Genomic DNA, 24918 nt, shown 5'->3' on the forward strand with positions numbered 1-24918 from the left:
TTTCGCCCCCCTGCCCACGCAGCGCAGGGAGAGCGGGCCAGATTTGACTCGATCGGGTCAAATCTGGCCCGTTTTTTATTGTGGTTAATCAATGACTTAGAAAAATCGAGTCAAATCTGGCCCGATTTTCCGTGAAAAACCCCTGTTTTTTAGCGCTTGGCGCACGAGTGTCGCTTGGTGCGGTTTATTTATTTCTCTCAAGCAGTTGATTTACAAGGATTATTTTTTAATTCCTTAACCTGGCACCGTTCTTGCATAGCAGCCTATGGCCGCCCTTTAGGCCTGCTATCCGGCCTTTTGAGCCGTGACGACAAGAACGGAGCCCGTCATGACCACCCGCGCCTGCCCCACTGCCTTGCAGACCCCGCATCCCAGCGCCAAGCAGGTGGGCAAGGCCATTTCGCCCCCACCTTGCGAAGCGGGCGTGCCGATTTACCCGCTGCGCTACGGCATCGCCGATGCCCCGTACCGCAGCGATCTTCACACCATGTTGAAGACGCCGGGCTACCCCGTCCTGCAAGGCGGCAAGGCCTATGGCCTGCGTGTGCTGCGGCCCGGCACCTATGTCTATCTGCTGTACTTCGACCACGGCCAGATGTGGAACCGGCACTATCAAGTCACTGAAGACATCCGCTTCGCGCCCATTTGGTGGGGCGACGCAGACTACGAACACTCGACCCCGGGTTCACAATCGCGGCCAGACGTCACGGGCGCAGCGCCTTACCTCTTGGCCCCGCCCGCCGCCATCAACGGCCCCGTCTATCTGCTGATCAGCGACACAATCCTGACGCACGACACCCTTTGGCAAATAGAAAAGAACACGGACGGCCTGCGCGACGCCCTGGCCACCGTCGTCACGCCCACCGGCGGCCCGGACCAGCCCCACGTGTTTCACGCCGCGCGCTTGACGGTATCCACGCCCGAACTGATCCGTCCCACGCTGAGCCGCGTGCCGATGTATTACGCCTGGAGCGAGATCACGCCCGCGCAGCACTACCCCGATGTCAGTGACGTCATCAGCCAGATGTACGCCGCGCTGCGCGCCCGCAAAGACGTTGTGCCGCTAGCAGTGGCGCTGCAAGACCCCGTGGGCATCGCAAGCGAGCTCAACTACCTGTGCGCCACCGAAGTCAAAAAGCGCGACGACTATCAAGCGCAAAGCAAGCATCGGTTAAACAGCGCCGGCCTGATCGACGCGTACTTCAACCAAGCCGAAGCCAACAGCACCACGCCTCCCGCCTTGACGGCGCTGGCCCGGCAACGGGCGTTGGTGAACTTGCCAGGCGCCCGCGATTTCATTCCCGCGTATCAAGCCCGCGTGGAGGCCTTTCAGACGGACATCACTCGCGCCTGCGCAGACGTCGTCGCCTGGCTGCAACGCGTCAACGCGGCGGGATTGCTTGGGCAGGCATTTAGCCTCTTCGACCAGCGCTGCGCGCAAAACGCCCGCAGCTTTGAAACAACCGTGCTTCATTGCTTTGGCGCGGCGGTGCATTCGGACGAGGGGCTGGCGGAATTGGCGAAGCATATTGAGGCTGCGCCGGATATCAGCCCGTTGTGGCGCGCGCTGGGCGCCGGCGACAAACCGCTGATGATGCGGCTGGCGGAACCGCTCACTATCGGTAAGGGCGTGTTTGATGCGGTGGATCGCATTCTCGAAGAGCGGCCTGGCACGTTGGTCACCAACCTGCTGACTCAGTTGCTATGGCCATTTCTGGCCAAAGCACACGCGGAGATCGCCGAGGTCCAGGTCAGGCGATTGCGGCATATCGGCGAAATACGTTTTGGCATCACAGTGGGACGCCGCTTGGTGACGTCGCAACAGTACCTGGCGTACAGCGTGGCGTTGCAAGGGTATGTGGCGATGGGGAAGGAAGTGGCAGTGCGTTGGCCCGGGGCGTTTATGCCGACGACGATTAAGGGGTCAACGGGCACGGCGGCCAGCGTGCTGATGGAGAACGTTGAGATTTGGGAATGGGAAACGGTGGGGACGACGACAGTCGTCGATAAAGCGAAGGCGATGGATTTGGAAGGGAATCCGCTGATGCGGAATTTGAAGCGGATGCGGGCGGCGGCTGGGGCTGTGTCGACGGGGGTGGGAGGGGCGTTGGCGATTTGGGGGATGAGAAATGCGGTGGTGGGGTTGGAGAAAGATTGGACGGTATCTTCTCTCGCTACTGTTTCCGGAGCAGGCTTTGCGCTTGCCGGCGCATCCATCGAAGCAACCTCTCTCGTCCTGTCGAGCGTTGCTACCAGGAGGCACGACACCTCGTTGGCGAAAGCAATCAGGATTCAGGGCATCAAATGGGGAACAGTCTTGGCAGGAAGCGCGGCCGCCGGTCTGCTCGCCTTCGCGGATCTCGCACGTGCAGCCAACTCCAGTAGCGGCGCCAATCCGGAACAAGCGCGCATGTATCTTTATGCCGCGATGTCTGGAGGAGCGCTAGCTCTCGCCACTGGAGCTGGAGGAACTGCGACCATCGCTACGATAGGAGCAGGTAAAACCGCGGCGGTTCTTGGACTAACCCCCGCCGGCTGGGCAGTCATTGCCCTCATCGCGGTGGGCGCCGTCATCATCTTCACCCTTCAAGCGGATGACGCCCAGCACGGCCCAATCGAGATCTGGCTCAAGCACTCTGCCTGGGGTGTCGTCACGCCGCGCTTCACATTGGCGCAAGAACTGGATGCCTGGCACAGCTTGCACTTTAGCCCTCGCATCACTCCGCAATGGCAGGCCCTGCGCGGAATTGCTGGCACCTTGCGTCTGCGCTGCACACTGCCCGAAATGGCCGGGCATGACGACTTTCAATCCAAACTCCACGTCACGCTTTACGGCAAGGGCTTGGAACGCGTGGATGACACCATCGCTTTCTGCACGCCCGGAGCTTGCGTGGATCTCCATACGCAGTACGTTATCGGCCCATTGACCGATGACAAGGGCGCTGAGCGCGGATGGCGTATCGGCATGCACGAGGATGCCAAGGTCAAACTGGAGTATCTCTACCGGCCCGATCCAATAGAACTGCCGACAATTGGCCTGGAACAACCTGGCGCACCAGAACCGCTGGTGTTCACATCATCGAGCTTTCTCTTTGACTCCATCGACCCCGCCAAGCTCGCTCCCGTCAGGGCACCAAAATGAGCCAGGAAAACGACATCGTTGATCGGCTCCCCCCCAGTCTTCTGTTTGGCGCCAAGAGATTTGTTCGTCGTCACCTTAAGGCTGACGATGCGCCGACAGGCGGAACGCCACTTTCCGAGATTCTCGGAATACGTCGGGTCAATGACCAGTGCATAGAGCTGGAACCCTACGGCAACCTGATACGGAACGTTTACGCAAGCAGCATTGGCGTGTTTTTTGTCATGGGTACGGCAGCGGCAGCGTTTCTTTGGTCTATTACGCCCGCCCCGCTTGGCATTGAGCTCTGGCTTCTACTGTTAACCGCGCCCTTGGCCATGGCTGCTTTCGGTGGCGTCATGTATCTCTGCACACGCAGGCTCTTCGGCCAATACCGGGGCGGATTCATCCGGCTCCATCGCGGCACCCGCAAGCTTTACTTCGTCACCCCGCGGGATGATCGTCTGCTGACGCTCGAATGGGATCAGATTCACGCACTGGCGGGGTACATCCCCATTGTTGGCGCTGCGGGATACACCAGCCGCTATCCCCTTTACCTGATCGCCATCGACTGGGACCAAACCCCACCAAAGGAAATCTGTGTTTCCTGCGGCAACCTCGGCTGGCGTGACGATGGTATTTCCGCCAAGCAACTGTGGGATTGCTTGCAAATATTCATGGAACACGGCCCCGCCGCATTGCCAAAGCCTTCGCCTCTTCCTCCCCGGCTATCGCGCAAACAGACTTTCCTGCGCGGCTATCGAGATTGGGCGAGCAAATTCCGCCGCGACCTCTCCACGCCTAAAGGCAAGCGCTGGGCGCCGTTGTGGGCCCCCGCCAAAATCCTCTGGCTGATCTGCATGGTGTTCCCCGACAGCATCGCGGAGTTCATTGAATACGACGTGCCTTACACGTCGTTCCCAAAAGAGATCGACGAACTCTGTGGCTTCGAGGAAAGGCGTTTTCCGATCATGCGGCTGAATGGTGAACGCATTGATTCATGATCACACTCAAATTGTGGAACGACTTCCTCGGTCGCTGCTGATCGGTGCTAAGGGGCTAGCGTATCGTGACGTTCGCCGTCCAAAACCCATTGATGCGGAAAGCGAAGGCATGTTCGCGATACGGCGTATCAACGAACATGCCATAGAGCTGGAACCCTTTGGCAATCTGATGCGCAATGCGTTCGCCGGCGGCATCGGTGCGATGTTGGTATTGGGCACGATAATCTCGACGCTCCTTGCGATCCTCGCCCCGCCGTCAGTCACGCCTTCGGTGGTGTTGCTGCTGTTTCTGAATCCCTTGATTGCGGCGGCATTCGGCAGTATTCCTTACGTTATCACTCGCCACTCTTGGGGAAAATTCCGTGGCGGTTTCATTCGCATCCACCGCGGCACACGCAGGCTTTACTTTGTCTCGCCTCAAGACGAGCGCTTGCTGACGCTTGAATGGGACCAAATTCAAGCTCTGGCCGGCTACGTACCCACGTTCAGCGCAGCAGGATATAGCAGCCAATATCCTCTTTATCTGATCGCCGTTGACTGGACTCAAACGCCACCCACGGAAGTCTGCGTGTCATGCGGCAACCTTGGCTGGCGCGACGATGGAGACTCCGCCCAGCAGCTATGGGATTGCCTGCGGATCTACATGGAGCACGGGCCCGACGCGTTACCCAAGCCGCCTCCCATCCGTCGCCGCCTATCCCGCAAACAAACCTTCCTGCGTTTCTACCGCGACTGGGCCGATAAATTCCGCCGTGACCTCGCCACCCCAAAAGGAAAGCGATGGGCGATGGTGGTCATTCCCGCCAAGATCCTCGCGCTGATCTTCATCGTGTTTCCCGATAGCGTCGGGGAGTTCATTGACTACGGTGTGCCATACACCTCGTTCCCCAAAGAGATCGACGAACTCTGTGGCTTCGTGGAAAAGCGCGTTCCGATCATGCGGCTGAATGGTGAACGCGTTGATTCATGACCACGCTCCCACGGTAGAACGGCTTCCTCGGACTCTGTTGATCGGCGCAAAAAAATTTCATCGTGGCCGAGTAGAAAAGTGTCAAATTCCAACCGACCCCTATCTCATCAGCGGCGAGCTCGGCGTGCGCAGGATGAATGAGCACTGCGTGGAATTGGAGCCATTCGGAAATTCGGTTCGGAATGTCTATGCCAGCGGCATAGGCAGAACCATCGTGATGATGTCTAGCCTATCCATCGTTGGTCTCAGTATTGTTTCTGAACCGCTATCCTGGCGACTTGCCATCATCCCTATGAGCCTGTCGTTCGTCGCGGTTGCTCTTTCCGCGTTGCTATACCTGTGTACACGCCGCTTATTCAGCAAATTCCGCGGCGGTTTCATCCGCATCCATCGCGGCACCCGCAAACTCTACTTCGTCACTCCACGCGACGAACGCCTGCTGACGCTCGACTGGGACGAACTCCAAGCCCTGGCCGGATACATCCCCATCATCAGCGCAGCGGGCTACACCAGCCGCTACCCCCTCTACCTGATCGCGACCGACTGGACCCAATCTCCTCCAAAAGAAATCTGCGTGTCATGCGGCAACCTGGGCTGGCGTGACGATGGCGACTCTGCCAGACAGCTCTGGGATTACCTCCAAACCTTCATGGAGCACGGCCAAAGCAACCTGCCAAAGCCGCCCCCCATCCCGCCGCGCCTGTCCCGCAAGCAAACCTTCCTGCGTTTCTACCGCAATTGGGCCGAAAAATTCCGGCGTGACCTTGCCACGCCAAAGGGCAAGCGATGGGCGCCGCTGTTGATCCCCGCGAAAATCCTGGCGCTGATCTGCATCGTTTTCCCCGACAGCCTCGCCGAGTTCATCGAATACAACGTGCCATACACGTCCTTCCCCAAAGAGATCGACGAACTCTGTGGCTTTGCCGATCCCCTTGCCCCGGTCACACGCGCTTGTACATGATCGTTGTGGCATCCAGCTTGCCCGCGTCATGCGGGTCGCGGCTGAAGCCGGGGATCTGGCCTACCGCCACATAGCCCAGCGACGCGTACAAGGGTTCTGCGCTGTCGCCCGTGCGGGTGTCCAAGGTGATCAGGCTGCGGCCAAGCTGGACCGCCTGCGCTTCGGCTGCGCGCATCAGGTCGCGCGCGATGCCCTGGCGGCGAAAGTCAGGGTGGACGAGCAGTTTGCGGATCTCGGCGCGATGCGGTTGGTTGGGCGGCGTGTCGATGTCCAGTTGCACGGCCCCCGCGATGCGGCCGTTCTGGCGGGCGACCCACAGCAAGAGCTTGCCGCCTTCCACGGCGGGCTGGACTTTGTTGCGCCAGAAGGCTTCGGCGTCTTCAGGCGAATACGGCAGGACGAAGCTGACGCTGGCGCCGCCGTGCACGCAGGCGTGCAGCACGTCGCCCAGTTCATTCAGGCAGGTCCGGGCGGCCTGGGCTGACAGCAGAGTCACCTCAATCGGGCTCGATTCGGTCCGCCCCAATTGGGTCGAGGTCGATTCGGTCCCCCTTGCTTCGGTCCGGCTCGATTCGATCCGGGTCACTTCAGTATTGGCGTGGTCTAGGCTCATGGCGGGTTCAGACGATGAAGAGCAGATAACGGGCGCCGCGTTGCGGCGGGGTGACAAACAAGCTGGCGCCAAAGAGCTGGTAGCGCAGGCAGTCGCCGGGGGCCAGGTCATGCGTTTGGCCATCGACGGTGATGCGCAGTTCGCCTTCAAGCATCAGCAGATGGTGCTCAAGACCCGGACGGGGAGATTGTTCGTAAGCAATGCGCGCGCCCGGGGCCAGTTCGCAGGCCAGGACTTCGCCCGCCAGTTGCTGGGCGGGCGGCGACACCGAGCGGCGGCGAAAGCCTGCGCTGTCGTCGACCCACACGGCTTGCGCGTGTTCGGGCACCAGAGGCGCGAAGTCGTCTTCGACCATCATCATCAGGCGCGACATGGTCAGGCCGTGCGCCGCGCACAGCTTGCCCAGCACAGCTGCGGTGGGGCTGACCTCGGCGTTCTCCAGCCGTGACAAGGTAGCGCGGCTGACGCCCGCCACGCCCGCAAGTTCGTCCAGCGACCAGCCACGATCTTGGCGCAGGGCTTTCAGGCGCTGGGCGATGCGGCGGTCCAGATCAGTGTCGAGATTCGTATTTTCCATATCCGGGAATTTCTCTCAAATACGAAAACCTGTCAAGCACCAGGCGGGGCGGAAAATTTCGGCACAATACGGCATGCTTCTGGCCAAACCCCTCCTCATGACCGCCCTCTGCCTTTCGTTTTTAAGCGGGTGCAGCCTGCCCCCGCTGGACAAGCGCAGCGAATCTGCCGCGCTGACGCCCGAACAATCCGCGGATACGCCGCTGGGCCGCGGCATCGCTCCTGTGGCGGCGGCGCATCCCGGCAAGTCGGGCATCCACCCGCTGCCCAACGCCTATGACGCTTTCGCCGCGCGCATGATGCTGGCGCGCGCCGCCGAGCGCAGCCTGGATGTGCAGTACTACATCTGGCACAACGACATGACCGGCACCATGCTGCTTGAAGCGCTGCACGAAGCCGCTGACCGTGGCGTGCGCGTGCGCCTGCTGCTGGATGACAACGGCACCGCCGGGCTGGACCCGGTGCTCTCCGCGCTGAACGAGCACGCCAATATCGAGGTGCGGCTGTACAACCCCTTCGTGCTGCGCTGGCCGAAGCCGCTGGGATACGTCACGGATTTCAGCCGGCTGAACCGGCGCATGCACAACAAGTCCTTCACCGCCGACAATCAGGCCACCATCATCGGCGGCCGCAATATCGGCGACGAGTATTTCGGGGCGACCACCAATGTGCTGTTCACCGACCTGGACGTGCTGGCCATCGGCGCGGCGGTCAATGACGTGTCGATGGATTTCGACCGCTACTGGGCCAGCGATTCCGCCTACCCGGTGGATCTTTTGTTGAAGCCGGCGGAACCCGGTGCGCTACAGGCGTTGGAGCAGCAGGCCAGCAAGGTCGAGCGCTCGCCCGAAGCGGCCGCCTACGCTGAAGCCATGCGGCAGCTGCCCTTCATCCGGCAACTGATGCAAGGCGATCTCAGCCTGGAATGGGCGACCACCCGCATGGTCAGCGACGACCCGCGCAAAACGCTCGGCACCGCGCCGCCCGAGGCCATGCTGCCGCATCAGCTGCATGAAATCATCGGCGCGCCCAAGACCGACCTGGAACTGGTGTCGCCCTATTTTGTGCCGACGGCGACCGGCACGGAGGCGTTCGCGAAGCTGGCGCAAAGCGGCGTCAAGGTGCAGGTGCTGACCAATGCGCTAGAGGCGACCGACGTGGCCGTGGTGCATTCCGGTTACGCCAAGCGCCGCAAGGATTTACTGGCAAGCGGCATCGAGCTGTTTGAAATGAAGCGCAAGGCGGGGGGTGTGGAGCGCAACAAAAGCATGGGTCCGTTCGGCAGCTCGGGCTCCAGCCTGCACGCCAAGACCTTCGCCGTGGACGGAGAGCGCATTTTTGTGGGGTCGTTCAACTTTGACCCGCGTTCGGCCACGCTGAATACGGAGCTGGGATTCGTGATTGACAGCCCCACGCTGGCCGGCCACATCGCTCAGGCGTTCAAGCAGGACATCCCGAACGTGGCGTACCGCGTCTGCCTGGACGACAAAGGCGATCTCTACTGGCTCGAACAACGCGACGGCAAGACCATTCGCCATGACACCGAACCGGGCACGACGATGTGGAAACGGTTTTCCGTCTGGTTCGTGTCGCTGCTGCCGCTGGAGCCGCTGTTGTGAAGCCGTCGCAACAAGCGGAGTTCGGCGCGAGCAGCGCGGGCGTAGACTGAACGCTTCTGCCGCAACATGCCACGACCTGCCGCAACTTGCCACGACCTGCCGCAACTTGCCGCGACCTGCCGCAACTAGCCGCCGCCTGGCGCAGCTAAGCGGCTCGCGAAACCTCAGCAAACCCTCAGCGCCCCCCATGACCGCCCTGCCCGCCGCCCCTTTGCCTGACCTGGACTGGACCGCGATCACCCACTCGCTGGATGCGCACGGCAACGCGATTGCGCCCGCGCTGCTGACGCCTGCGCAATGCAGCGAACTGGCCGGCGGCTATTCAGCGGCGGACCGCTACCGCAGCCGTATCGTGATGGCGCGCCACGGGTTCGGGCGCGGGGAATACAAGTATTTTTCCTATCCGCTGCCGCCCCTGCTGCAACACTTGCGCACGGCGCTGTATCCGCGGCTGGCGCCGATTGCCAACCGCTGGAACCGGCAGATGGGCATCGCCGTGCAGTATCCCGACGATCACGCCGCGTTCCTGCAACGCTGCCACAGCGCCGGACAACGGCGGCCCACGCCCCTGATCCTGGAATACGGCCCCGGTGACTACAACTGCCTGCATCAGGATTTGTATGGCGAACACGTGTTTCCGTTGCAAGTCGCCATTCTGCTGTCGCGCCCGGGGCAGGACTTCACGGGTGGCGAATTTGTCATGACCGAAACCAGCAGCCGCGAACAGCGCGCCGAGGTCCTGCCGCTGCAACAGGGCGACGCGCTGATCTTCACCGTGAACCAACGGCCGGTGCCGGGCACACGCGGTTGGCGCAAGACCGCCATGCGGCACGGGGTCAGCACCCTGCACAGCGGGCGGCGCCACACGCTGGGCCTGATCTTTCACGACGCTCAATAGCCATGGCTCCAACGCTTGATCTGTTTGGCGACGACGACACCGCGCAGCACGGGCGCGAAGCGATCGGCCCGCAATCCTTCGTGCTGCGCAGCTTTGCGTTGCCCTATGCAGACGCGCTGATGCAAGGCGTGGACGACGTGACCGCGCAATCTCCCTTCCGGCATATGGACACCCCGGGCGGCTACACGATGTCGGTCGCGCTGACCAATTGCGGACAGCTGGGCTGGACGACGGATGCGCGCGGCTATCGTTACTCGCGCATCGATCCTATGACGGGTGCCCCCTGGCCCGATCTGCCCGACGCTTTTCTGCGGTTGGCTCAGGCGGCAGCAGCCGAGGCCGGTTTTCCGGGCTTTGCGCCGGATGCCTGCCTGGTGAACCGGTACGAGCCGGGCTCGCGGCTGTCGTTGCATCAGGACAAGAACGAACGCGACTACGATGCGCCCATCGTGTCGGTGTCGCTGGGCATGCCGGCGGTGTTTCTGTTTGGCGGCAACGAGCGGTCGGACAAGACCCGGCGCGTGCCGCTGTTTCATGGCGATGTCGTGGTCTGGGGCGGGGTGGACCGGCTGCGCTATCACGGCGTCATGCCCATGAAAGACCTGCCGCACCCCAAGCTGGGCAGCCAGCGCATCAACTTCACGCTGCGCAAAGCGGGCTGACTATCAGGGTTCCCCGCGTCTGGCAGCGTCCGCGCGGCGGCAATACTATGGCGCACCTTTGGCCCAGCGCCCGCGCGCTCACGACATTCCCATGCCTTTCCTGCGCCCCCGCCCCCGTCTGTTGCTTGCCTGTCTGCTGCTATCGGCCCCGGCCTGGGCCGCCGAGCCCCCCGCCCTGATCGAAAATTCGCTGGGCATGCGCTTCATCCATGTGCCGGCCGGCACTTTTCAGATGGGCAGCGACGAATCGGCCGAGACCCTGGCCCGCGACTACCCGCAATATCCCAAAGACCGGTTCACCCAGCTGTTTGACGAGGCGCCCGTGCACACCGTGCGGATCACCCGTCCGTTTTATCTGGAGCGCACCGAAGTCACCGTGGGACAGTTCCGCCGCTTTATCGAAGCGTCGGGATATGTGCCGGAGTCCGAGGCCGACGGCACGGGCGGCTACGGCTACAACGCCGCCTACGACCCCGACAAATCCGAACGCGGCGACGCCTTCGAAGGACGCGACCGGCGCTATTCCTGGAAGAACCCCGGCTTTGCGCAAACGGATGACCACCCTGTCGTCAACATCAGCTGGAACGACGCCACCGCGCTGGCCCGCTGGCTGACCCAGAAAGAGGGGCACGTCTACCGCCTGCCCACCGAAGCCGAATGGGAATACGCCTGCCGCGCCGGCAGCCGCACGCGGTATCAGAACGGCGATGACCCCTTGAACATGCCCGACGCCGGCAACGGCTTTGACGCCGACGCCGAACCGCTGTGGCCAAAATGGCACGCTTTTGCCTCGCCCCGCCACGACGGCCATACGTTCACGGCGCCCGTGGCCAGCTATGCGCCCAACGCCTTCGGCCTGTACGACATGCACGGCAACGCCTGGGAATGGGTGGCGGACTGGTACGGCGAAGACTACTACGCGCACTCGCCCACCGATGACCCGAAAGGTCCGGACAGCGGCAATGTGCGGGTGCGGCGCGGCGGCTCCTGGCATACCTGGGCGCTGTACACGCGCTCGTCCTACCGCAATTGGAATACCCAGGAAACCCGTTACCCGCTGGTCGGCCTGCGGCTATTGCGCGAGGCCGATTAAGGGAAAGCCCGCCCGACGGGTTAGCATAGCCGCACGCTTAACCTCAAAGAGAGTCCTGACATGCATTCGCTGGGCCGTCTCGTCCTTCTCGTGAACGACTACGACACCGCCATTTCCTTCTATCAAGACAAGCTGGGCATGGAGGTGTTCGTTGATATGCCCGTGGGCCAGCAACGGTATGTGCACCTGCGCCTGCCGGAACAACCCGCGGTGGGCGTCTGGCTGTTGCAAGCGCTGACCCAGGCGCAACGCGACCGCGTCGGCGACCAGACCGGTGGCCAGCCGGTGGGCGTGTTCTACACCGACGACGTGGTCCGCGACCACAGCAACTTCGCCGCCCGCGGCGTGCGCTTCACCAAAGAGCCCGTCCATGACGACACCACGGTTTACGCCCACTTCATCGACCTGTACGGAAACGAATTCGTACTGGTGCAGGTGAAGAAGTAAGCCCTTCGCACGTCCGCCATGGCAGCCGCCACACCGAAACAGGACTGGATACTCCGCGCCGCGCCTTGTGGCCACGTGGAACGCATCGAAGCCTACTTCGGCGGCCATGGTTACGACATGCACCGCCACGACACGTACGCCATCGGGCGCACGCTGTCGGGCGTGCAAAGCTTCAACTACCGGCGCGACTATCGCCATAGCCTGCCCGGCGGCACCATCGTGCTGCATCCCGACGAGTCCCACGACGGGCAAGCCGGCACCGACGCCGGCTTTCACTACCGCATGATTTACGTTGAGCCCGCGCTGATTCAGCAGATTCTGGGCGGCCGGCCATTGCCGTTCATCGCGGGCGGCATCTCGGACGATTTTCGGCTGCGGGCGGCAAGCGAGACGTTGCTGCAAAGCACGCGCTCGGCTATCGACCCCCTGCAAGAAGACGACGCGCTGTATGAGCTGGCGCAGGCGCTTAGCGCCGCGGCCGGACGGCCCCAGGGCCGGCGCCGCCCCGACTACCCGGCCGCCGAACGCGCCCGGCAGTTCATCCATGACACGCTCGACCAGCCCATCACGTTGGACCAACTGGCGCACGCGGCCGGCCAGGACCGCTGGACCCTGTCGCGCGATTTCCGCGCCCTGTTCGGCACCAGCCCCTATCGCTATGTGATGCTGCGCCGCCTGGATCTGGCGCGCCGGCTGATCGCGACCGGCCTGCCGCTGGCAGCCGCTGCGGCCACCGCCGGCTTCACCGACCAGAGCCATCTGACGCACCGCCATGTGGAAACCTACGGCATGACGCCCGACCGCTGGCGGCGCATGCTGCACGCGTAGCGCAGGCGGGGTTTGCGCGAAAAACCTGCAAGAACGTACAAGACGGCGCGCCTGGCCGCGCCCTATGCTGAGGCATCTTCCACTTCAGCAGGTGCGCCCATGTCCCCCATTCCCGCCATCAACATCGCCGGCAAACTGTCGCTGTTTTCTGAGCAGTGGCGCCCCAAGGTCATCGCGCAGATGAACGACTACCAGTTCAAGGTCGTCAAGGTGCAGGGGGAATTCGTCTGGCACAGCCATGCGGATACCGACGAGACGTTCATTGTCATCAGCGGCCGGTTGCGCATCGACTTGCGCGACGGCCATATCGATCTAGGCCCCGGCGAAATGACCGTCATCCCCAAAGGCGTGGAGCACAAGCCCTGCGCCGTCGAGGAAGCGCACCTGATGCTGGTCGAACCCTGTGGCGTCGTCAATACCGGCGATCAGGGCGGCGAGCGCAGCGCCCCGAATGACGTCTGGGTCTGACGTGTGGGTCTGACGTCTGGGTCTGACGTCTGGGTTTGACGTCTGGATCTGACGTTGGGCGTGACGGTGGCCGTGAGCCTGGCCCAGACGTTGACCATGGGCGTTGCCCGTTCTGCTACCGTGACAGACACGCAGGAGAAAATCATGTCCAAAGTCATGCTTGTCACCGGCGGCAGCCGGGGCATCGGCGCCGCCGTCGCCAAACTTGCCGCCCGCCGCGGCTACGCCGTCGGCGTCAACTACCGCACCCACTCCGATGCCGCCGATGCGGTGGTGGCCGAGATTCAGCGCGAAGGTGGCAACGCCCTGGCCATTCAGGCCGACGTGTCGCAGGAAGATCAGGTGGTCCACATGTTCCACACGCTGGACGAGCGGCTGGGCCCGCTGGATGCACTGGTCAATAACGCCGGCATTCTTGAAACGCAGATGCGGCTGGAGCAGATGGATGCCGACCGGCTGATGCGCGTGCTGTCCACGAACGTGATCGGCGCATTCCTGTGCGCCCGCGAAGCCGTGCGCCGGATGTCGACGCGCAATGGCGGCCAAGGCGGCGCCATCGTCAACGTGTCATCCGCCGCGGCACGTCTGGGTTCGCCGAATGAATACGTGGATTACGCCGCATCGAAAGGCGCGCTGGACACGCTGACGATCGGGCTGTCCAAGGAAGTGGCGCCGGAAGGCATCCGGGTGAACGGCGTACGCCCCGGCACGATCTACACCGACATGCATGCCAGCGGCGGCGAACCCGGCCGGGTCGATCGGCTGAAAAGCGTGATCCCGCTGCGGCGGGGCGGCTCGGTGGACGAAGTGGCGGGCGCGGTAATGTGGCTGTTCTCTGACGAAGCGGGCTACACCAGCGGTTCGTTCATCGACGTGTCCGGCGGTAGCTAAGGCCGTTCAAGCGTTGCGCACCGGCTTGTCGTCGGGCGCGACGCCGGTCAACCATTGCGCACGGGTTTGTCATCCGAGGCGATCACGGTTTTTTCCTGCTTGGCGGAAATGCGCGCTTCAACGCGGCGCAACACCGCCAGCACAAATAACGCCATCAAGGTGCTGACCAGCGCCGTGGCCTCGCGGCCCATGCCCGCCGCGACGCCAATGGCCGCCGTCATCCAGATGCTGGCCGATGTGGTCAGGCCATGGATCTCGCGCTCGTTGCTGAGCTTGATGATGGCGCCCGCGCCCAAAAAGCCGATGCCGGCGATCACCCCTTGCAGCACGCGGCTGATGTCGCCCACCTGCATGCCGCCTTGCAACGGCACCAGCACGAAGATGGCGGCGCCCAACGCCACCAGCATGTGCGTGCGCAAGCCCGCGGCCTTGCCGCTGCGTTCGCGCTCGTACCCCAGCAAGCCGCCCAATATCACCGCCATACCCAGGCGCAGCACGATGCGCGTGGCTTCGCCCACGTCAGGAATATCCGCAAACTCGCTACGCACGGTGGACCAGATTTCCAGCCAGATTTCCGTCATCGCCGCTTCCTCGGGGCACAAGTGAAAAGCAGCATAGCAGGCAGCCCAGGCGCAACGCCATGACGCTTTCAGGCTGACAGGAAAGTCGCATCTGGTTTACAACCATCGAGTGCGCCGCGCGTGCGGGCGTGAATCAACAGGAGGTTTTCATGGACTTGCAGCTGGCCGGAAAACGCGTGCTCATCACGGGCGCATCCAAGGGCATTGGCTTGGCGTGCGCCATCGCCTTCGCGCGCGAAGGCGCGGACCCGATCCTGGTAGCGCGCGATGACGCTGCGCTGCATCAGGCCACGGCGTCGATCCGCGAACAGAGCGGCCGCGACACGCGCGCCGTCACGATGGACCTGGCCGTGCCCGGCGCGGCCGAAAAGCTGGCGAAGGAAACCGGCCCTATCGACATCCTGGTGAACAACGCAGGCGCGGTGCCAGGCGGCGCGCTGGATCAGGTGCAAGACGAACGCTGGCGTGCGGGATGGGAGCTGAAGGTGCACGGCTACATCAGCCTGGCGCGGCACTACTACCCCCACATGCGGGACGCCGGGGCCGGCGTCATCGCCAACATCATCGGCATGGCGGGCGCGGCGCCGCGTGCCGACTACATCTGCGGGGCGGCGGCCAATGCGTCGCTCATCGCTTTCACCCGCGCGTTGGGCGGTGAAGCGCCGCGCCACGGCGTGCGCGTCTTTGGCGTAAACCCGTCGCGCACCCGCACCGACCGCGTGCTGACCTTGGCGCGCCAGCGCGCGCACGCCCGTTGGGGCGACGAATCGCGCTGGCAGGAAACCTTGTCCGACCTGCCGTTCAGCCGCTTGATGGAACCCGAAGAAGTGGCCGACATGATTGTGTTCGGCGCATCGCCCCGTGCCGGCTATTTAAGCGGCACGGTGATTGATCTGGATGGTGGCGAGCAGTACGCGAACCACGCGCGCTAAACAGGTCAGGCACCAGGTCAGGCGCGTGGAGCATGGCGCGTAGTGCCTGGCGCCCAGTGCCTGGCGCGTAGTGCCTTGCGCGTAGTGCCTTGCGCCCAGTGCGCCACGCCTCACGCGTGCCGGCCAGCGACGGGCGAATCAACCAACTAGCGCGCCGCCGCTTGCCAGCCGGCCAGCAACGCCGGCAGCTGCTTCATATCGGTGAACACCTGCGCCACGCCCACGCTGCGCAGCGCTTCGGCGCCGCTGTGGCCGTTGGCGTCGGGGCTGTAGCCGAACACGGTGGCGCCTGCCGCCACGCCAGCCGTTGCACCCGTGACGGTGTCTTCCACGATGGCGCAACGCGCAGGGTCCACGCCCAACGCTTGGGCGGCGGCCAGGTACACGTCAGGAAACGGCTTGCTTCGCGGCATTTCGTGGCCGCTGAAGACGCGTCCATCAAAACACTCCGCGATGCCGACCTTGGCCAGTTGCAGTTCCACCTTGCGGCGGTCTGCACCCGAGGCTACCGCGATGCGCCCGCCCAACGTCTGGTGCAAGGCGCGCACGGCGTCCGGCGCACCGGGAATTTCCAGCAAGTCGCGGTCCAGCGCGGCGTTGCGGCGCTGGCGGAATTCGTCGAACCATTCGGGCCCCAGCTTGGCGCCGGTTTCGGCTTCGATGCGCGGCAGTTCATCGCGCACGGCTTTCCCCGTGAAGATACGCATCGTCTCGTCGTGCGTAATGTTCCAGCCCAGTTCATTCAGCATCTGGGTCAGCACATCGCTGGTGATAGGTTCGGAATCAACCAGCACGCCGTCGCAGTCGAACAGCACGGCGTCAAAGGGAAAATCAGTCATTGCGGAGGCATGGAGGGGGTTCGTGAAGCGGATAAGCATACTGCATGGATCGCCGGCAGCTGGAAACTGGCCAAGCGGCAAAGCGGTAAAGCGGTAAAGCGGTAAAGCGGTAAAGCGGTAAAGCGGTAAAGCGTAAAGGGTTAAAGCGAAAAGGGGTAAAGCGTAAAGCGGTGAAGCGGCGCAAGCTTCGGAGTGACGCGCCCCGAGGCCAGCGCATAAGCTATCGCTATCGCTATGGCTATGGCTATGGCTATGGCTATTGATATTGATATTGATATTGCTATTGCTATTGCCCATGCACCTTGCATGACGCCCCCTATCCCTATCCATGCCCCATGCCCCATGCCCCAAGAACACACCCCGCTGGATCATTACGACTGGAACCGTGTCGCGCGCGACCTGGACGCCGAAGGCTGGGCGCTGCTGCCGGGGTTCTTTGCGCAAGCGGCCGCGCAACAGCTGTCGCAACCGTCTTGTGAAGCTGCCACCACGCACGCCCTTGAGGCGCTGCGCCGCGACCTGTACCCGCGCCTGCTTACCCTAGCCCGCGCTTGGGCGACTGCACTGCAAAGCGATGTCATCTATCCCGACGACTTCAACGCCTGGCTGGATGGCAACCACGCCGCCGGGCAGACACGCCCGCTTTCCGCGGTGCATCGTCATCGGCCCGGCGACGGGCAGCCGCTGATGCAGCACGCCGACGGTGAACATATCTTTGCGCTGCAACTGGTCGCGCTGCTGTCAGACCCGGGTGCGGACTTCACCGGTGGCGAGTTCGTCATGACCGAACAGCGCCCCCGCATGCAATCGCGTCCGATGGTGCTGCCTCTGCAACAAGGCGATGCGGCCGTCATCGCCGTCTCGCATCGCCCGGTCCAGGGCGCGCACAACGTGTATCGCGTCACGGCCCGGCAAGCCATCAGCCGGGTGCGATCGGGCGAGCGCGTGGGCCTGGAAGTGGTGCTGCACGACGGACGCTAGCGCCGCGTTCACCCCTGCGGCGACAAAAACGCCAGCACGTGTTCGGAGAACGCCTCGTGGCATTCCTCGGTCACGAAGTGGCCACAGTCGGGAATGATCACGCCGGTGAGATCGCTCGCGTTTTCGCGCATTGTGACCAGCGGCGCATCGCGTGTGGCGTGTTCCGCGCCGATGGCCAGCGTGGGCATGCACAAAGGCGTTTTGGACCGTTCCAGGTTCTGGCGAATGGTCTCCGGAATGGCGCGGTAATAAGCAAAGCCCGCGCGCAACGCACCCGGCGAGGAATACGCGTCGATATAGACGTCGGCCGCTACGCGGTCGCGGCGATGCGACCACTTGTCGAACATAAAGCTCAAGTAGGCGCGCTCGCGTCCGGTGATCAGCGCCTCCGGCAGGTCATGCAGCTGGTTGAACAGGAAGTGCCACAAGAAGATGTTGTCCTCGGGCGGCACGAATATCGGAGGGGCTGGCGCCAGGCCGGGAATCACGGCCTCGGTCAGCACCAGCCGGCGGATGGCGTCGGGATAATCGCTGGCCATCGCATAGGCCACCCACATGCCGATGTCGTGGCCGATGACCTGATAGACCGGGTGCCCAAGTTGCTCCATCAAGCAGTGCAACACGCGGGCGACGGCGCCGGTGTCATAACCGTGCGCGGGGCGGTCGGAATCCCCCGTGCCGGGCGGGTCCACGGCGATGGCGGTATAGCCGGCCTGCGCCAGCGACTTCATGATGTGGCGCCATGTGAACCAGGTTTGCGGCCAACCGGGAACAAGCAGCACGGGCGGCCCGTCGCCCATGACCGCGCAATGGATGCGCTTGCCATCCACCTGCACATACTGATGCGATACCGCGTCGGCGGCCGTAAAAAAAGCGCTGATTTGATGCGTCATGATGAACTCGTTTCGCCTACGCCATGCCCAGCAGGGCGTGAATTTGTTGCTTGTCGATGGCGGCGCCCGCAAAGTCGTCGAACACTTTGGATGTCACCGGAATGATGTGCCGATTGATGAACTCCACGCCTTCGCGTGCACCGGTTTCCTGGTCTTTCAAGCAGCACTCCCACTCCAGCGTGGCCCAGCCCGCGTAATCGTGCTGGGCGAGTTTTGAGAAGATTGACTTGAAGTCCACCTGCCCATCGCCCAGCGAACGGAAGCGGCCGGCACGGTTGATCCACGATTGATAACCGCCATAAATGCCTTGGCGGCCCGTCGGATTGAATTCGGCATCCTTCACATGGAACATGCGAATGTGGTCCTTGTAGATGTCCAGATACTCCAGGTAGTTCAGCTGCTGCAAAACGAAGTGGCTGGGATCGAACAGAATGGCGCAACGCGCGTGCGCGCCAACGCGTTCGTGGAACATCTCGAACGTAACGCCGTCATGCAGGTCTTCGCTGGGGTGGATCTCAAAGCACAGGTTCACGCCCTGCTCATCGCATGCATTTAGCACCGGCAGCCAACGCTTGGCCAGTTCATCAAAGGCGGTCTCGATCAGCCCTTCGGGACGCTGCGGAAACGGGAACAGATACGGCCACGCCAGCGAACCCGAGAACGTGCCCATTTCCGTCAGCCCCAGGCGCGTTGATGCGCGCGCCGAATTCAACAGGCCTTGCCGGGCCCACGCCGTTCTGGCCTGCGCATTGCCGCGAGCCTCAACGGGCGCGAAGTTGTCGGCCATGGCGTCATACGCCGGATGCACGGCCAGCAACTGGCCGAAGATGTGCGTGGTCAGTTCGCTGATGACCAGGCCATGCGCGGCCAGCGTGCCCACGATCTCATCACAGTAGTCCTGGCTGACGGCCGCGGTGCCGGCGTCGAAAAAGCGCTTGTCCCACGCGGGAATCTGCAACGCCTTGAAGCCCACGCCCGCCGCCCATTCGGCAATGGCCGGCAGGCTGTTGAACGGCGCGACGGCGTCGCTGAATTGCGCAAGATGCAGGCTGGGTCCTTTGATCGTCTTCACATCGATTCCTTAATTGTTTGTTGATCAACAAAGAATAGGCGATAAATTGCGGCGATGCAAATGCGCGGGCCGGCGTTACACTGCGTGCAGTTCATTTCACCGAGACCGTGATGGCAGGCAGACCCAGGGAATTCGACCGCGACCTCGCACTTCAGCAGGCCATGCTGGCGTTCTGGAAACAGGGATACGAAGGCACGTCGATGGCGGACCTGGTGGCGGCCACGGGCCTGGCCTCGGCGCGGCTATATGCGGCCTTTGGGTCCAAGCAGGAACTGTTTCGCGAAGCGGTGGCGCGCTATGAAGCGGGCGACGGATCGTTCGCGGAAGTGGCGCTGGAAGCGCAGGCGGACGTGCGCGGCGCCATCGAGAAATTGTTGACGGACGCGGTATTGACCTACACCCGCCGCGGCCGGCCCCAAGGATGCATGGTGGTCAGCGCCGCGACCAACTACGCCGCCGAAAATGAAGCCGTGATGGCCTGGCTGACCACACATCGCAAAGCCCGCACGCAAGGCATCATTGACCGCTTGGACACCGCCCTGCAACAGGGAGAACTCAAGCCCGGCACCGATGTGCAGGCCTTGGGCGATTACTACGCCGTCGTGTTGCACGGCCTGTCGGTGCAGGCCCGCGACGGCGTAGGCAAGGCGCGCCTGCTGGCGATGATTCCCCCCGCACTCAGCGCACTGGATGCGGTGTTGCGCTAGGCGCGCTGGGTGCGGTGTTGCGTTGAGCGCACTGGATGCCGTGTTGCGCTAAGCGTGCAGTGTGTTCAGTTCTCGGCCGTGATGTGGCCGTCGGCCACCACTTTCGCAAACACCCCCGTCTGCGCCTTGATGAACGCGCTGAACTCAGCCTGGCTCATCGGCTGCACTTCCCCGCCCAGGTCGCGAATGCTGGCCACGAACTTCTCGTCGCGCAAGGCGCGGTTGATGGCGTCGGCCAGCTTTTGCTGCGCGGCAGGCGGCGTGCCGGCGGCGACGAAGACGCCAAACCAGTTTTCCAGCGCATAGTCCTTCAGCCCTGCGGTTTCGGCGATGGCGGGGATGTCCGGCGCGAATGACGCGCGCTTGGCCGACGTGACCGCCAAGGGTTTGACCTTGCCGCTCTGGATGAAGGGCAACGCGCCCGCCAGGCTCACAAACGTCAGGTCGACGCTGCCCGAGGCCACGTCCACCAACTGCGCCGACGCGCCCTTGTACGGCACATGCACCATCTTGATTCCCGCCAGCGATTGCAGCAATTCGCCGTTCAGATGCTGCGGATTGCCCACGCCGCTGGTCGCGTACGTCAGCTTGTCGGGATGCGCGCGCCCATAGGCCAGCAGTTGCTCCACGTTGGCCACCGGCAGTTTGGGGTTGGCGACCAGCACGTTCGGCACGCGGGCAATCAGCGCTATCGGCACCAGGTCCTTGTCCGGCTGGTACTGCATTTTCCCCTTGAAGACGAGCGGATTGATGGCGGTTTCGCCGGCTGAACCCAGCAGCAGCGTCGTGCCGTCGGGCGCTGACCGCAGCACCGCCTGCGCGCCCAGCATACCGCTGGCGCCGGGCTTGTTTTCAACGACCACGCCTTGCGGCATGTCGGCACGCAAGCGTTCGGCCAGCAAGCGGCCCATGCCGTCCACGCCGCCGCCCGCGGCAAAGGGCACGATGAGCGTGACGGGGCGTCCAGCGTCAGCGGCATGGGCGGGCGACAAGGCCCCAAGCGCCGCCAAGGACAGCGCCGCGGCGGCGGCCAGGGGCCGAAGAAGGGATCGACTAAGAGGCCGCAGAAGGGGCGGAAAAAGAGGCGAAAAAAGAGGCCGAGTGCGGGGTCGGATCTGGGGCATGGTTTGTCTCCTGTGCGGCCTGTTCGAATGACGGCCGGGTTTTTACTTAATTGCATTTTATAGACTCAATATGCAAAACTGGCAGTTATGGAAAACACCAATGCTGGCCTGCGCCCCGCGTTTCAGCCTCTGCCCCAGACCGTTTTGACGCTGGACGGCGATGCTTTCAAGGACGCCCGCTACACCTTTATCGATCTGCCCACGCTGTTCGGCGCCGATTACTTTCGCCTGCCCGTCGTGCTGCGCCTGCTGCTGGAAAACGCGCTGCGCAACATGCAGGGAGATGAACGCGACGCCGCCGTCGCCGCGCTGTTTGCATGGCTGGATCACGGCACCAGTGACGCCGAGATCGCCTTCCAACCCGGGCGCGTGCTGATGCACGACACCACCAGCACGCCCGCGCTGGTCGACATCGCCGCCATGCGTGACGCGTTGGCCGAGGCCGGCATGGACCCCGCCGTCCTCAACCCCGTGCTGCCGGTGGATGTATCGGTAGACCATTCCCTGGCCGTCGAGGCGTATGCGCAGCCCGACGCGGCCACGCTGAACCTGGACCTGGAATTGCGCCGCAACGCCGAGCGCTACCGCTTTCTGCGCTGGGCATCCAAGGCGCTGTCCAATGTGCGCATTCATCCGCCCGGCACCGGCATCATGCACACCATCAACCTGGAGCAGCTGGCCACGGTGGTCTGTGATGACGGCAACGGTGCGCTGCATCCCGACATGATGATCGGCACCGACAGCCACACCCCCATGATCAACGGCATTGGCGTGCTGGGCTGGGGCGTGGGCGGGCTGGAAGCGCAGACGGTGATGTTCGGCATGCCCACCCTGCTGCGCATTCCCGACGTGATCGGCGTGCGGCTGACCGGCGCGCTTGCGCCCGGCGTCACGGCGACCGATCTGGCGCTGACCGTCACGCAACGGCTGCGCGCCATTGGGGTGTCGGGCGAGTTCGTGGAATTCTTCGGCCCCGGCGTCAGCACGCTATCGGCCGGCAGCCGCTGCGTGGTGGCGAACATGGCGCCCGAATACGGCGCCACCACCGGCTACTTTCCCATCGACGGCGAAACGCTGGCCTACCTGCGCCAAACGGGCCGAAGCGAATCCCATATCGCGCGCATTGGCGCGTATGCCAAACGCATCGGCATTGCGCTGGACCCGGACGCATCGCCGCGCTACACCCGCGTCATCGAGATTGCGCTGGATCAGGTGCGGATGCATGTCGCCGGCCCCAAGCGCCCGCAAGACCTGCACCCTTACGCCGACACCAAGGCGATCCTGGCGGCGTTGAACTTCACACCCGCCGGGCAATCCACGCCCGGGCTGCCGCGCCACCCCGTCGCCATCGCCGCCATCACCAGTTGCACCAACACGTCCGACCCGCGCCTGCTGATGGCCGCCGGCCTCCTGGCCCGCAAGGCCCGGCAGGCGGGCTTGCGTGTGCCGGCCTGGGTCAAGACGTCGCTCGGCCCCGGCTCGCCCGCGGCGGCCGGCTACCTGGCCCGCGCCGGTCTGCTGGAAGATTTGGCCGCCGTCGGCTTTGACATCGTGGGCTACGGCTGCACCACCTGCATCGGCAACTCCGGCCCCTTGCCCGCGCCGGTGCGCGCCGCCATGGAGGCAGGCGCGATTCATCCGGTGGCCGTGCTGTCGGGCAATCGCAATTTCACGGGCCGCATTCATCCCGACCTGGACCTGGGCTTTTTGATGTCGCCGCCGCTGGTCATCGCGTTCGCCTTGGCAGGCGATGCCGAGCGCGACCTGAGCCAAGAGCCCGTCCAAATCAACGCCAGCGGCCAGCCCGTTTACCTGCGTGACCTGTGGCCGGATGACGCCGACATCACCGCTGCGCTGACGCAAGGCTTGCAGCCCGGCGACTTCCGCGCGGCGTTCAAAATCGCCAGCGCGAATCCGGCATGGCAAGCCCTGCAATCACCGGACACGCCGCGCTTTCCGTGGGACCCGGCTTCGACCGCGCTGCGCCGTCCGCCTTTTGCATCCACGGATGCCGGCAGCCAACTCGGCCATTACGTGGCGCATCCGCTGCTGGTGCTGGGCGACGACGTCACGACGGATCACCTGTCGCCCGCCAGCGCCATTGCGCCGGACAGTCTTATCGCCGACTTCCTCGTCGCGCGTGGCGACGACCGCAACGATCTGAATGTGTTCGCATCGCGCCGGGGCAATTGGGAAGTGATGATGCGCGCCGCGTTCTACAGCAAGAGCCTGAAGAATCTGCTGTGCCCGGACGCGCCCGTGGGCCACACCCGGCATGCGCCCAGCGGCCGCGTCGAACCCATCTGGGAAGCCGCCGAGCACTATCGGCAAGACGCGCAGCCGGTCGTCTTGCTGGCCGGTGCGCGCTTTGGCACCGGCTCGTCGCGTGATTGGGCCGCCAAGGGCCAACGGCTGCTGGGCATACGCGCCGTGCTGGCCGTGAGCTTCGAACGCATCCATCGGTCGAACCTGATCGGCATGGGCATCTTGCCGTTGCGCCTGCCCGAAGGCGTGACGCCCGACACGCTCAACGTACAGTCAGGCGACCGCATCGAGATCGACGCCCCGGCCGCGACGATGGCGCCGCGCCTGCCTGTCGCGGTGCGAATTTTGCGCGCGGAGGGCACCGTGGAGACCTTGCAAGCCACTGCCGCCGTCGAGACCCAGCTTGAGGTTCGCTTGTTGCGGATGGGCGGCGTCATTCCCGCTATCCTATCGGATACCCTCCGGCCGGCCACGACCCCATGAACGCGCAAACCAATACCGTCACCAAAATTCTGGAACTGATCCGGCAAGACCGCCTGCCAGAAGGCGCGCACCTGACTGCGCAAAAGCTGGCAGACCGCTTGCGGCTGTCGCGCTCGCCCGTCAACGATGCGCTGGGCATTCTGGAGCAGCACGGCATTGTGGCGCGCAAACCCAACCGCGGCTATTTTCTGCAACAGGATTTCGACGCCCTGCCCGGCGCGCCGGCCGAACTGGCCGCGCCGTCCGTGGACGACATCGTCACGCAAAGCTATTTCAAGCTGGCCGATGAATTGCTGCGGGGGGAACTGCCCATGCAATGCAGCGAGGCCCAGTTGCGTGTGCGCTATGCCTTGACCCATGCGCAGACGCAGGCCTTGCTGGCGCGCATTTCGCAGGAAGGCTGGGCGCAGCGCCGCCCAGGGTATGGCTGGGAATTCTCATCGATGATGACCACGCCCGACAGCCTGTTGCAGTCGTACCGGCTGCGCCTGGCGCTGGAACCTGCCGCCTTGCTGGAGCCGACTTTTCGTATTGAAAAGAGCGTGATCGAACGTTGCCGCGCAGCAGAAAAACACTTGCTGGATGGCGGCATCGCCACCGACACGGCCGACCAGCTGCACGATCGCGGCGTGCGGTTTCATGAATCGCTGGTGGAGGCCTCGGGCAACCCGTTTTTCATCGACACGATCAAGCGCGTGAACCGCGTGCGCCGGCTGCTGTCGTACCGCTCCATGCAAGACCGCAGCCGCTATCGCCAGCATTGCGACCAGCACCTGGCCATTCTGGATTTGCTGGAACGTGAACGCAACGAGGACGCGGCCGCCGCGCTGTCCAGCCATCTGCGCAGCACGCTGGATAACCTGGCCCGCATCAGCGGCATCCTGAAAGGCTAG

The 24918-nt window shown here is 63.6% G+C and carries 24 protein-coding genes; 17 read left to right on the top strand and 7 right to left on the bottom strand.

Annotated features, from left to right (window positions below):
• The first annotated feature begins 328 nt into the window (after positions 1 to 328).
• Genes AC1DB0_RS18225 through AC1DB0_RS18240 form a run of 4 tightly spaced genes read left to right on the top strand, consistent with a single transcriptional unit; the run spans position 329 to position 6053 of the window.
• The gene (locus tag AC1DB0_RS18225) at positions 329 to 3142 is read left to right on the top strand and encodes a toxin VasX (RefSeq protein ID WP_476757950.1); all 2814 of its coding nucleotides are present in this window, start codon (positions 329 to 331) and stop codon (positions 3140 to 3142) included.
• Positions 3139 to 4122 carry a hypothetical protein gene (locus AC1DB0_RS18230; protein ID WP_476757949.1) on the top strand — a complete coding sequence of 328 codons (984 nt, stop codon included), beginning with the start codon at positions 3139 to 3141 and terminating at the stop codon, positions 4120 to 4122. Before AC1DB0_RS18225 ends, AC1DB0_RS18230 begins: the two co-directional genes overlap by 4 nt.
• Positions 4100 to 5092: a DUF6708 domain-containing protein gene (locus AC1DB0_RS18235; RefSeq protein WP_476757948.1), complete on the top strand. Its 993-nt coding sequence runs from the start codon at positions 4100 to 4102 to the stop codon at positions 5090 to 5092. Before AC1DB0_RS18230 ends, AC1DB0_RS18235 begins: the two co-directional genes overlap by 23 nt.
• Complete coding sequence (locus AC1DB0_RS18240) at positions 5070 to 6053, top strand: DUF6708 domain-containing protein (RefSeq protein ID WP_476757947.1); 984 nt, start codon at positions 5070 to 5072, stop codon at positions 6051 to 6053. The genes AC1DB0_RS18235 and AC1DB0_RS18240 overlap by 23 nt, the downstream gene beginning before the upstream one ends.
• On the opposite strand, the gene AC1DB0_RS18245 is transcribed toward AC1DB0_RS18240, so the two are convergent.
• On the bottom strand, positions 6034 to 6555 hold the full coding sequence (locus tag AC1DB0_RS18245; protein ID WP_476758050.1) for a GNAT family N-acetyltransferase: 522 nt from the start codon (positions 6553 to 6555) through the stop codon (positions 6034 to 6036). The two genes, AC1DB0_RS18240 and AC1DB0_RS18245, sit on opposite strands and share 20 nt — an antisense overlap.
• Before the next feature lie 118 nt (positions 6556 to 6673).
• Positions 6674 to 7243 (bottom strand): helix-turn-helix domain-containing protein, encoded by a 570-nt coding sequence (locus tag AC1DB0_RS18250; RefSeq protein WP_447982466.1) that lies wholly within the window; start codon positions 7241 to 7243, stop codon positions 6674 to 6676.
• 73 nt (positions 7244 to 7316) lie between these two features.
• On the opposite strand from AC1DB0_RS18250, the gene AC1DB0_RS18255 reads away from it, so the two are divergent.
• The 8 genes from AC1DB0_RS18255 to AC1DB0_RS18290 all read left to right on the top strand — a co-directional run bounded on the left by AC1DB0_RS18255 (position 7317) and on the right by AC1DB0_RS18290 (position 14148).
• Positions 7317 to 8861 (top strand): phospholipase D family protein, encoded by a 1545-nt coding sequence (locus tag AC1DB0_RS18255; RefSeq protein WP_054422679.1) that lies wholly within the window; start codon positions 7317 to 7319, stop codon positions 8859 to 8861.
• Positions 8862 to 9048: 187 nt separating this feature from the next.
• Complete coding sequence (locus AC1DB0_RS18260; protein ID WP_476757946.1) at positions 9049 to 9759, top strand: 2OG-Fe(II) oxygenase; 711 nt, start codon at positions 9049 to 9051, stop codon at positions 9757 to 9759.
• A gap of 2 nt (positions 9760 to 9761) precedes the next feature.
• On the top strand, positions 9762 to 10421 hold the full coding sequence (gene alkB, locus AC1DB0_RS18265; protein ID WP_476757945.1) for a DNA oxidative demethylase AlkB: 660 nt from the start codon (positions 9762 to 9764) through the stop codon (positions 10419 to 10421).
• A gap of 91 nt (positions 10422 to 10512) precedes the next feature.
• Positions 10513 to 11514, top strand: a complete 1002-nt coding sequence (locus tag AC1DB0_RS18270) for a formylglycine-generating enzyme family protein (protein ID WP_427947916.1) — start codon at positions 10513 to 10515, stop codon at positions 11512 to 11514.
• A 60-nt stretch (positions 11515 to 11574) separates the two neighbouring features.
• A complete protein-coding gene (locus AC1DB0_RS18275; protein ID WP_054422682.1) occupies positions 11575 to 11961 on the top strand; it encodes a VOC family protein in 387 nt (128 codons plus the stop codon).
• 18 nt (positions 11962 to 11979) lie between these two features.
• Positions 11980 to 12789: an AraC family ligand binding domain-containing protein gene (locus AC1DB0_RS18280; RefSeq protein ID WP_476757944.1), complete on the top strand. Its 810-nt coding sequence runs from the start codon at positions 11980 to 11982 to the stop codon at positions 12787 to 12789.
• A 99-nt stretch (positions 12790 to 12888) separates the two neighbouring features.
• Positions 12889 to 13257, top strand: a complete 369-nt coding sequence (locus tag AC1DB0_RS18285) for a cupin domain-containing protein (protein WP_054422685.1) — start codon at positions 12889 to 12891, stop codon at positions 13255 to 13257.
• Positions 13258 to 13401: 144 nt separating this feature from the next.
• A complete protein-coding gene (locus AC1DB0_RS18290) occupies positions 13402 to 14148 on the top strand; it encodes an SDR family oxidoreductase (RefSeq protein ID WP_054423308.1) in 747 nt (248 codons plus the stop codon).
• 47 nt (positions 14149 to 14195) lie between these two features.
• Here AC1DB0_RS18290 and AC1DB0_RS18295 read toward each other — a convergent pair whose 3' ends face one another.
• Entirely contained in the window at positions 14196 to 14729 is a 534-nt protein-coding gene (locus tag AC1DB0_RS18295; RefSeq protein WP_054422686.1) for an MgtC/SapB family protein, read from the bottom strand.
• A 149-nt stretch (positions 14730 to 14878) separates the two neighbouring features.
• On the opposite strand from AC1DB0_RS18295, the gene AC1DB0_RS18300 reads away from it, so the two are divergent.
• On the top strand, positions 14879 to 15661 hold the full coding sequence (locus AC1DB0_RS18300; RefSeq protein WP_054422687.1) for an SDR family oxidoreductase: 783 nt from the start codon (positions 14879 to 14881) through the stop codon (positions 15659 to 15661).
• A 146-nt stretch (positions 15662 to 15807) separates the two neighbouring features.
• On the opposite strand, the gene AC1DB0_RS18305 is transcribed toward AC1DB0_RS18300, so the two are convergent.
• On the bottom strand, positions 15808 to 16500 hold the full coding sequence (locus AC1DB0_RS18305; protein ID WP_346551198.1) for an HAD family hydrolase: 693 nt from the start codon (positions 16498 to 16500) through the stop codon (positions 15808 to 15810).
• A 342-nt stretch (positions 16501 to 16842) separates the two neighbouring features.
• On the opposite strand from AC1DB0_RS18305, the gene AC1DB0_RS18310 reads away from it, so the two are divergent.
• Positions 16843 to 17481 carry a 2OG-Fe(II) oxygenase gene (locus AC1DB0_RS18310; RefSeq protein ID WP_476757943.1) on the top strand — a complete coding sequence of 213 codons (639 nt, stop codon included), beginning with the start codon at positions 16843 to 16845 and terminating at the stop codon, positions 17479 to 17481.
• Between the two features lie 8 nt (positions 17482 to 17489).
• On the opposite strand, the gene AC1DB0_RS18315 is transcribed toward AC1DB0_RS18310, so the two are convergent.
• Both AC1DB0_RS18315 and AC1DB0_RS18320 read right to left on the bottom strand, forming a co-directional pair.
• On the bottom strand, positions 17490 to 18374 hold the full coding sequence (locus tag AC1DB0_RS18315; RefSeq protein ID WP_476757942.1) for an alpha/beta fold hydrolase: 885 nt from the start codon (positions 18372 to 18374) through the stop codon (positions 17490 to 17492).
• A 16-nt stretch (positions 18375 to 18390) separates the two neighbouring features.
• A complete protein-coding gene (locus AC1DB0_RS18320) occupies positions 18391 to 19446 on the bottom strand; it encodes a sugar phosphate isomerase/epimerase family protein (protein WP_476757941.1) in 1056 nt (351 codons plus the stop codon).
• A 110-nt stretch (positions 19447 to 19556) separates the two neighbouring features.
• Between AC1DB0_RS18320 and AC1DB0_RS18325 the strand changes: the two genes are divergently transcribed.
• Entirely contained in the window at positions 19557 to 20153 is a 597-nt protein-coding gene (locus tag AC1DB0_RS18325; RefSeq protein ID WP_175170107.1) for a TetR/AcrR family transcriptional regulator, read from the top strand.
• A gap of 65 nt (positions 20154 to 20218) precedes the next feature.
• On the opposite strand, the gene AC1DB0_RS18330 is transcribed toward AC1DB0_RS18325, so the two are convergent.
• A complete protein-coding gene (locus tag AC1DB0_RS18330) occupies positions 20219 to 21163 on the bottom strand; it encodes a Bug family tripartite tricarboxylate transporter substrate binding protein (protein WP_245636305.1) in 945 nt (314 codons plus the stop codon).
• Positions 21164 to 21364: 201 nt separating this feature from the next.
• Between AC1DB0_RS18330 and acnA the strand changes: the two genes are divergently transcribed.
• Together acnA and AC1DB0_RS18340 are read left to right on the top strand one after the other, a co-directional pair.
• The gene (gene acnA / locus AC1DB0_RS18335; protein WP_054422699.1) at positions 21365 to 24025 is read left to right on the top strand and encodes an aconitate hydratase AcnA; all 2661 of its coding nucleotides are present in this window, start codon (positions 21365 to 21367) and stop codon (positions 24023 to 24025) included.
• Complete coding sequence (locus AC1DB0_RS18340; protein ID WP_476757940.1) at positions 24022 to 24918, top strand: GntR family transcriptional regulator; 897 nt, start codon at positions 24022 to 24024, stop codon at positions 24916 to 24918. Before acnA ends, AC1DB0_RS18340 begins: the two co-directional genes overlap by 4 nt.

The organism is Achromobacter sp. 10T422, assembly GCF_056394065.1.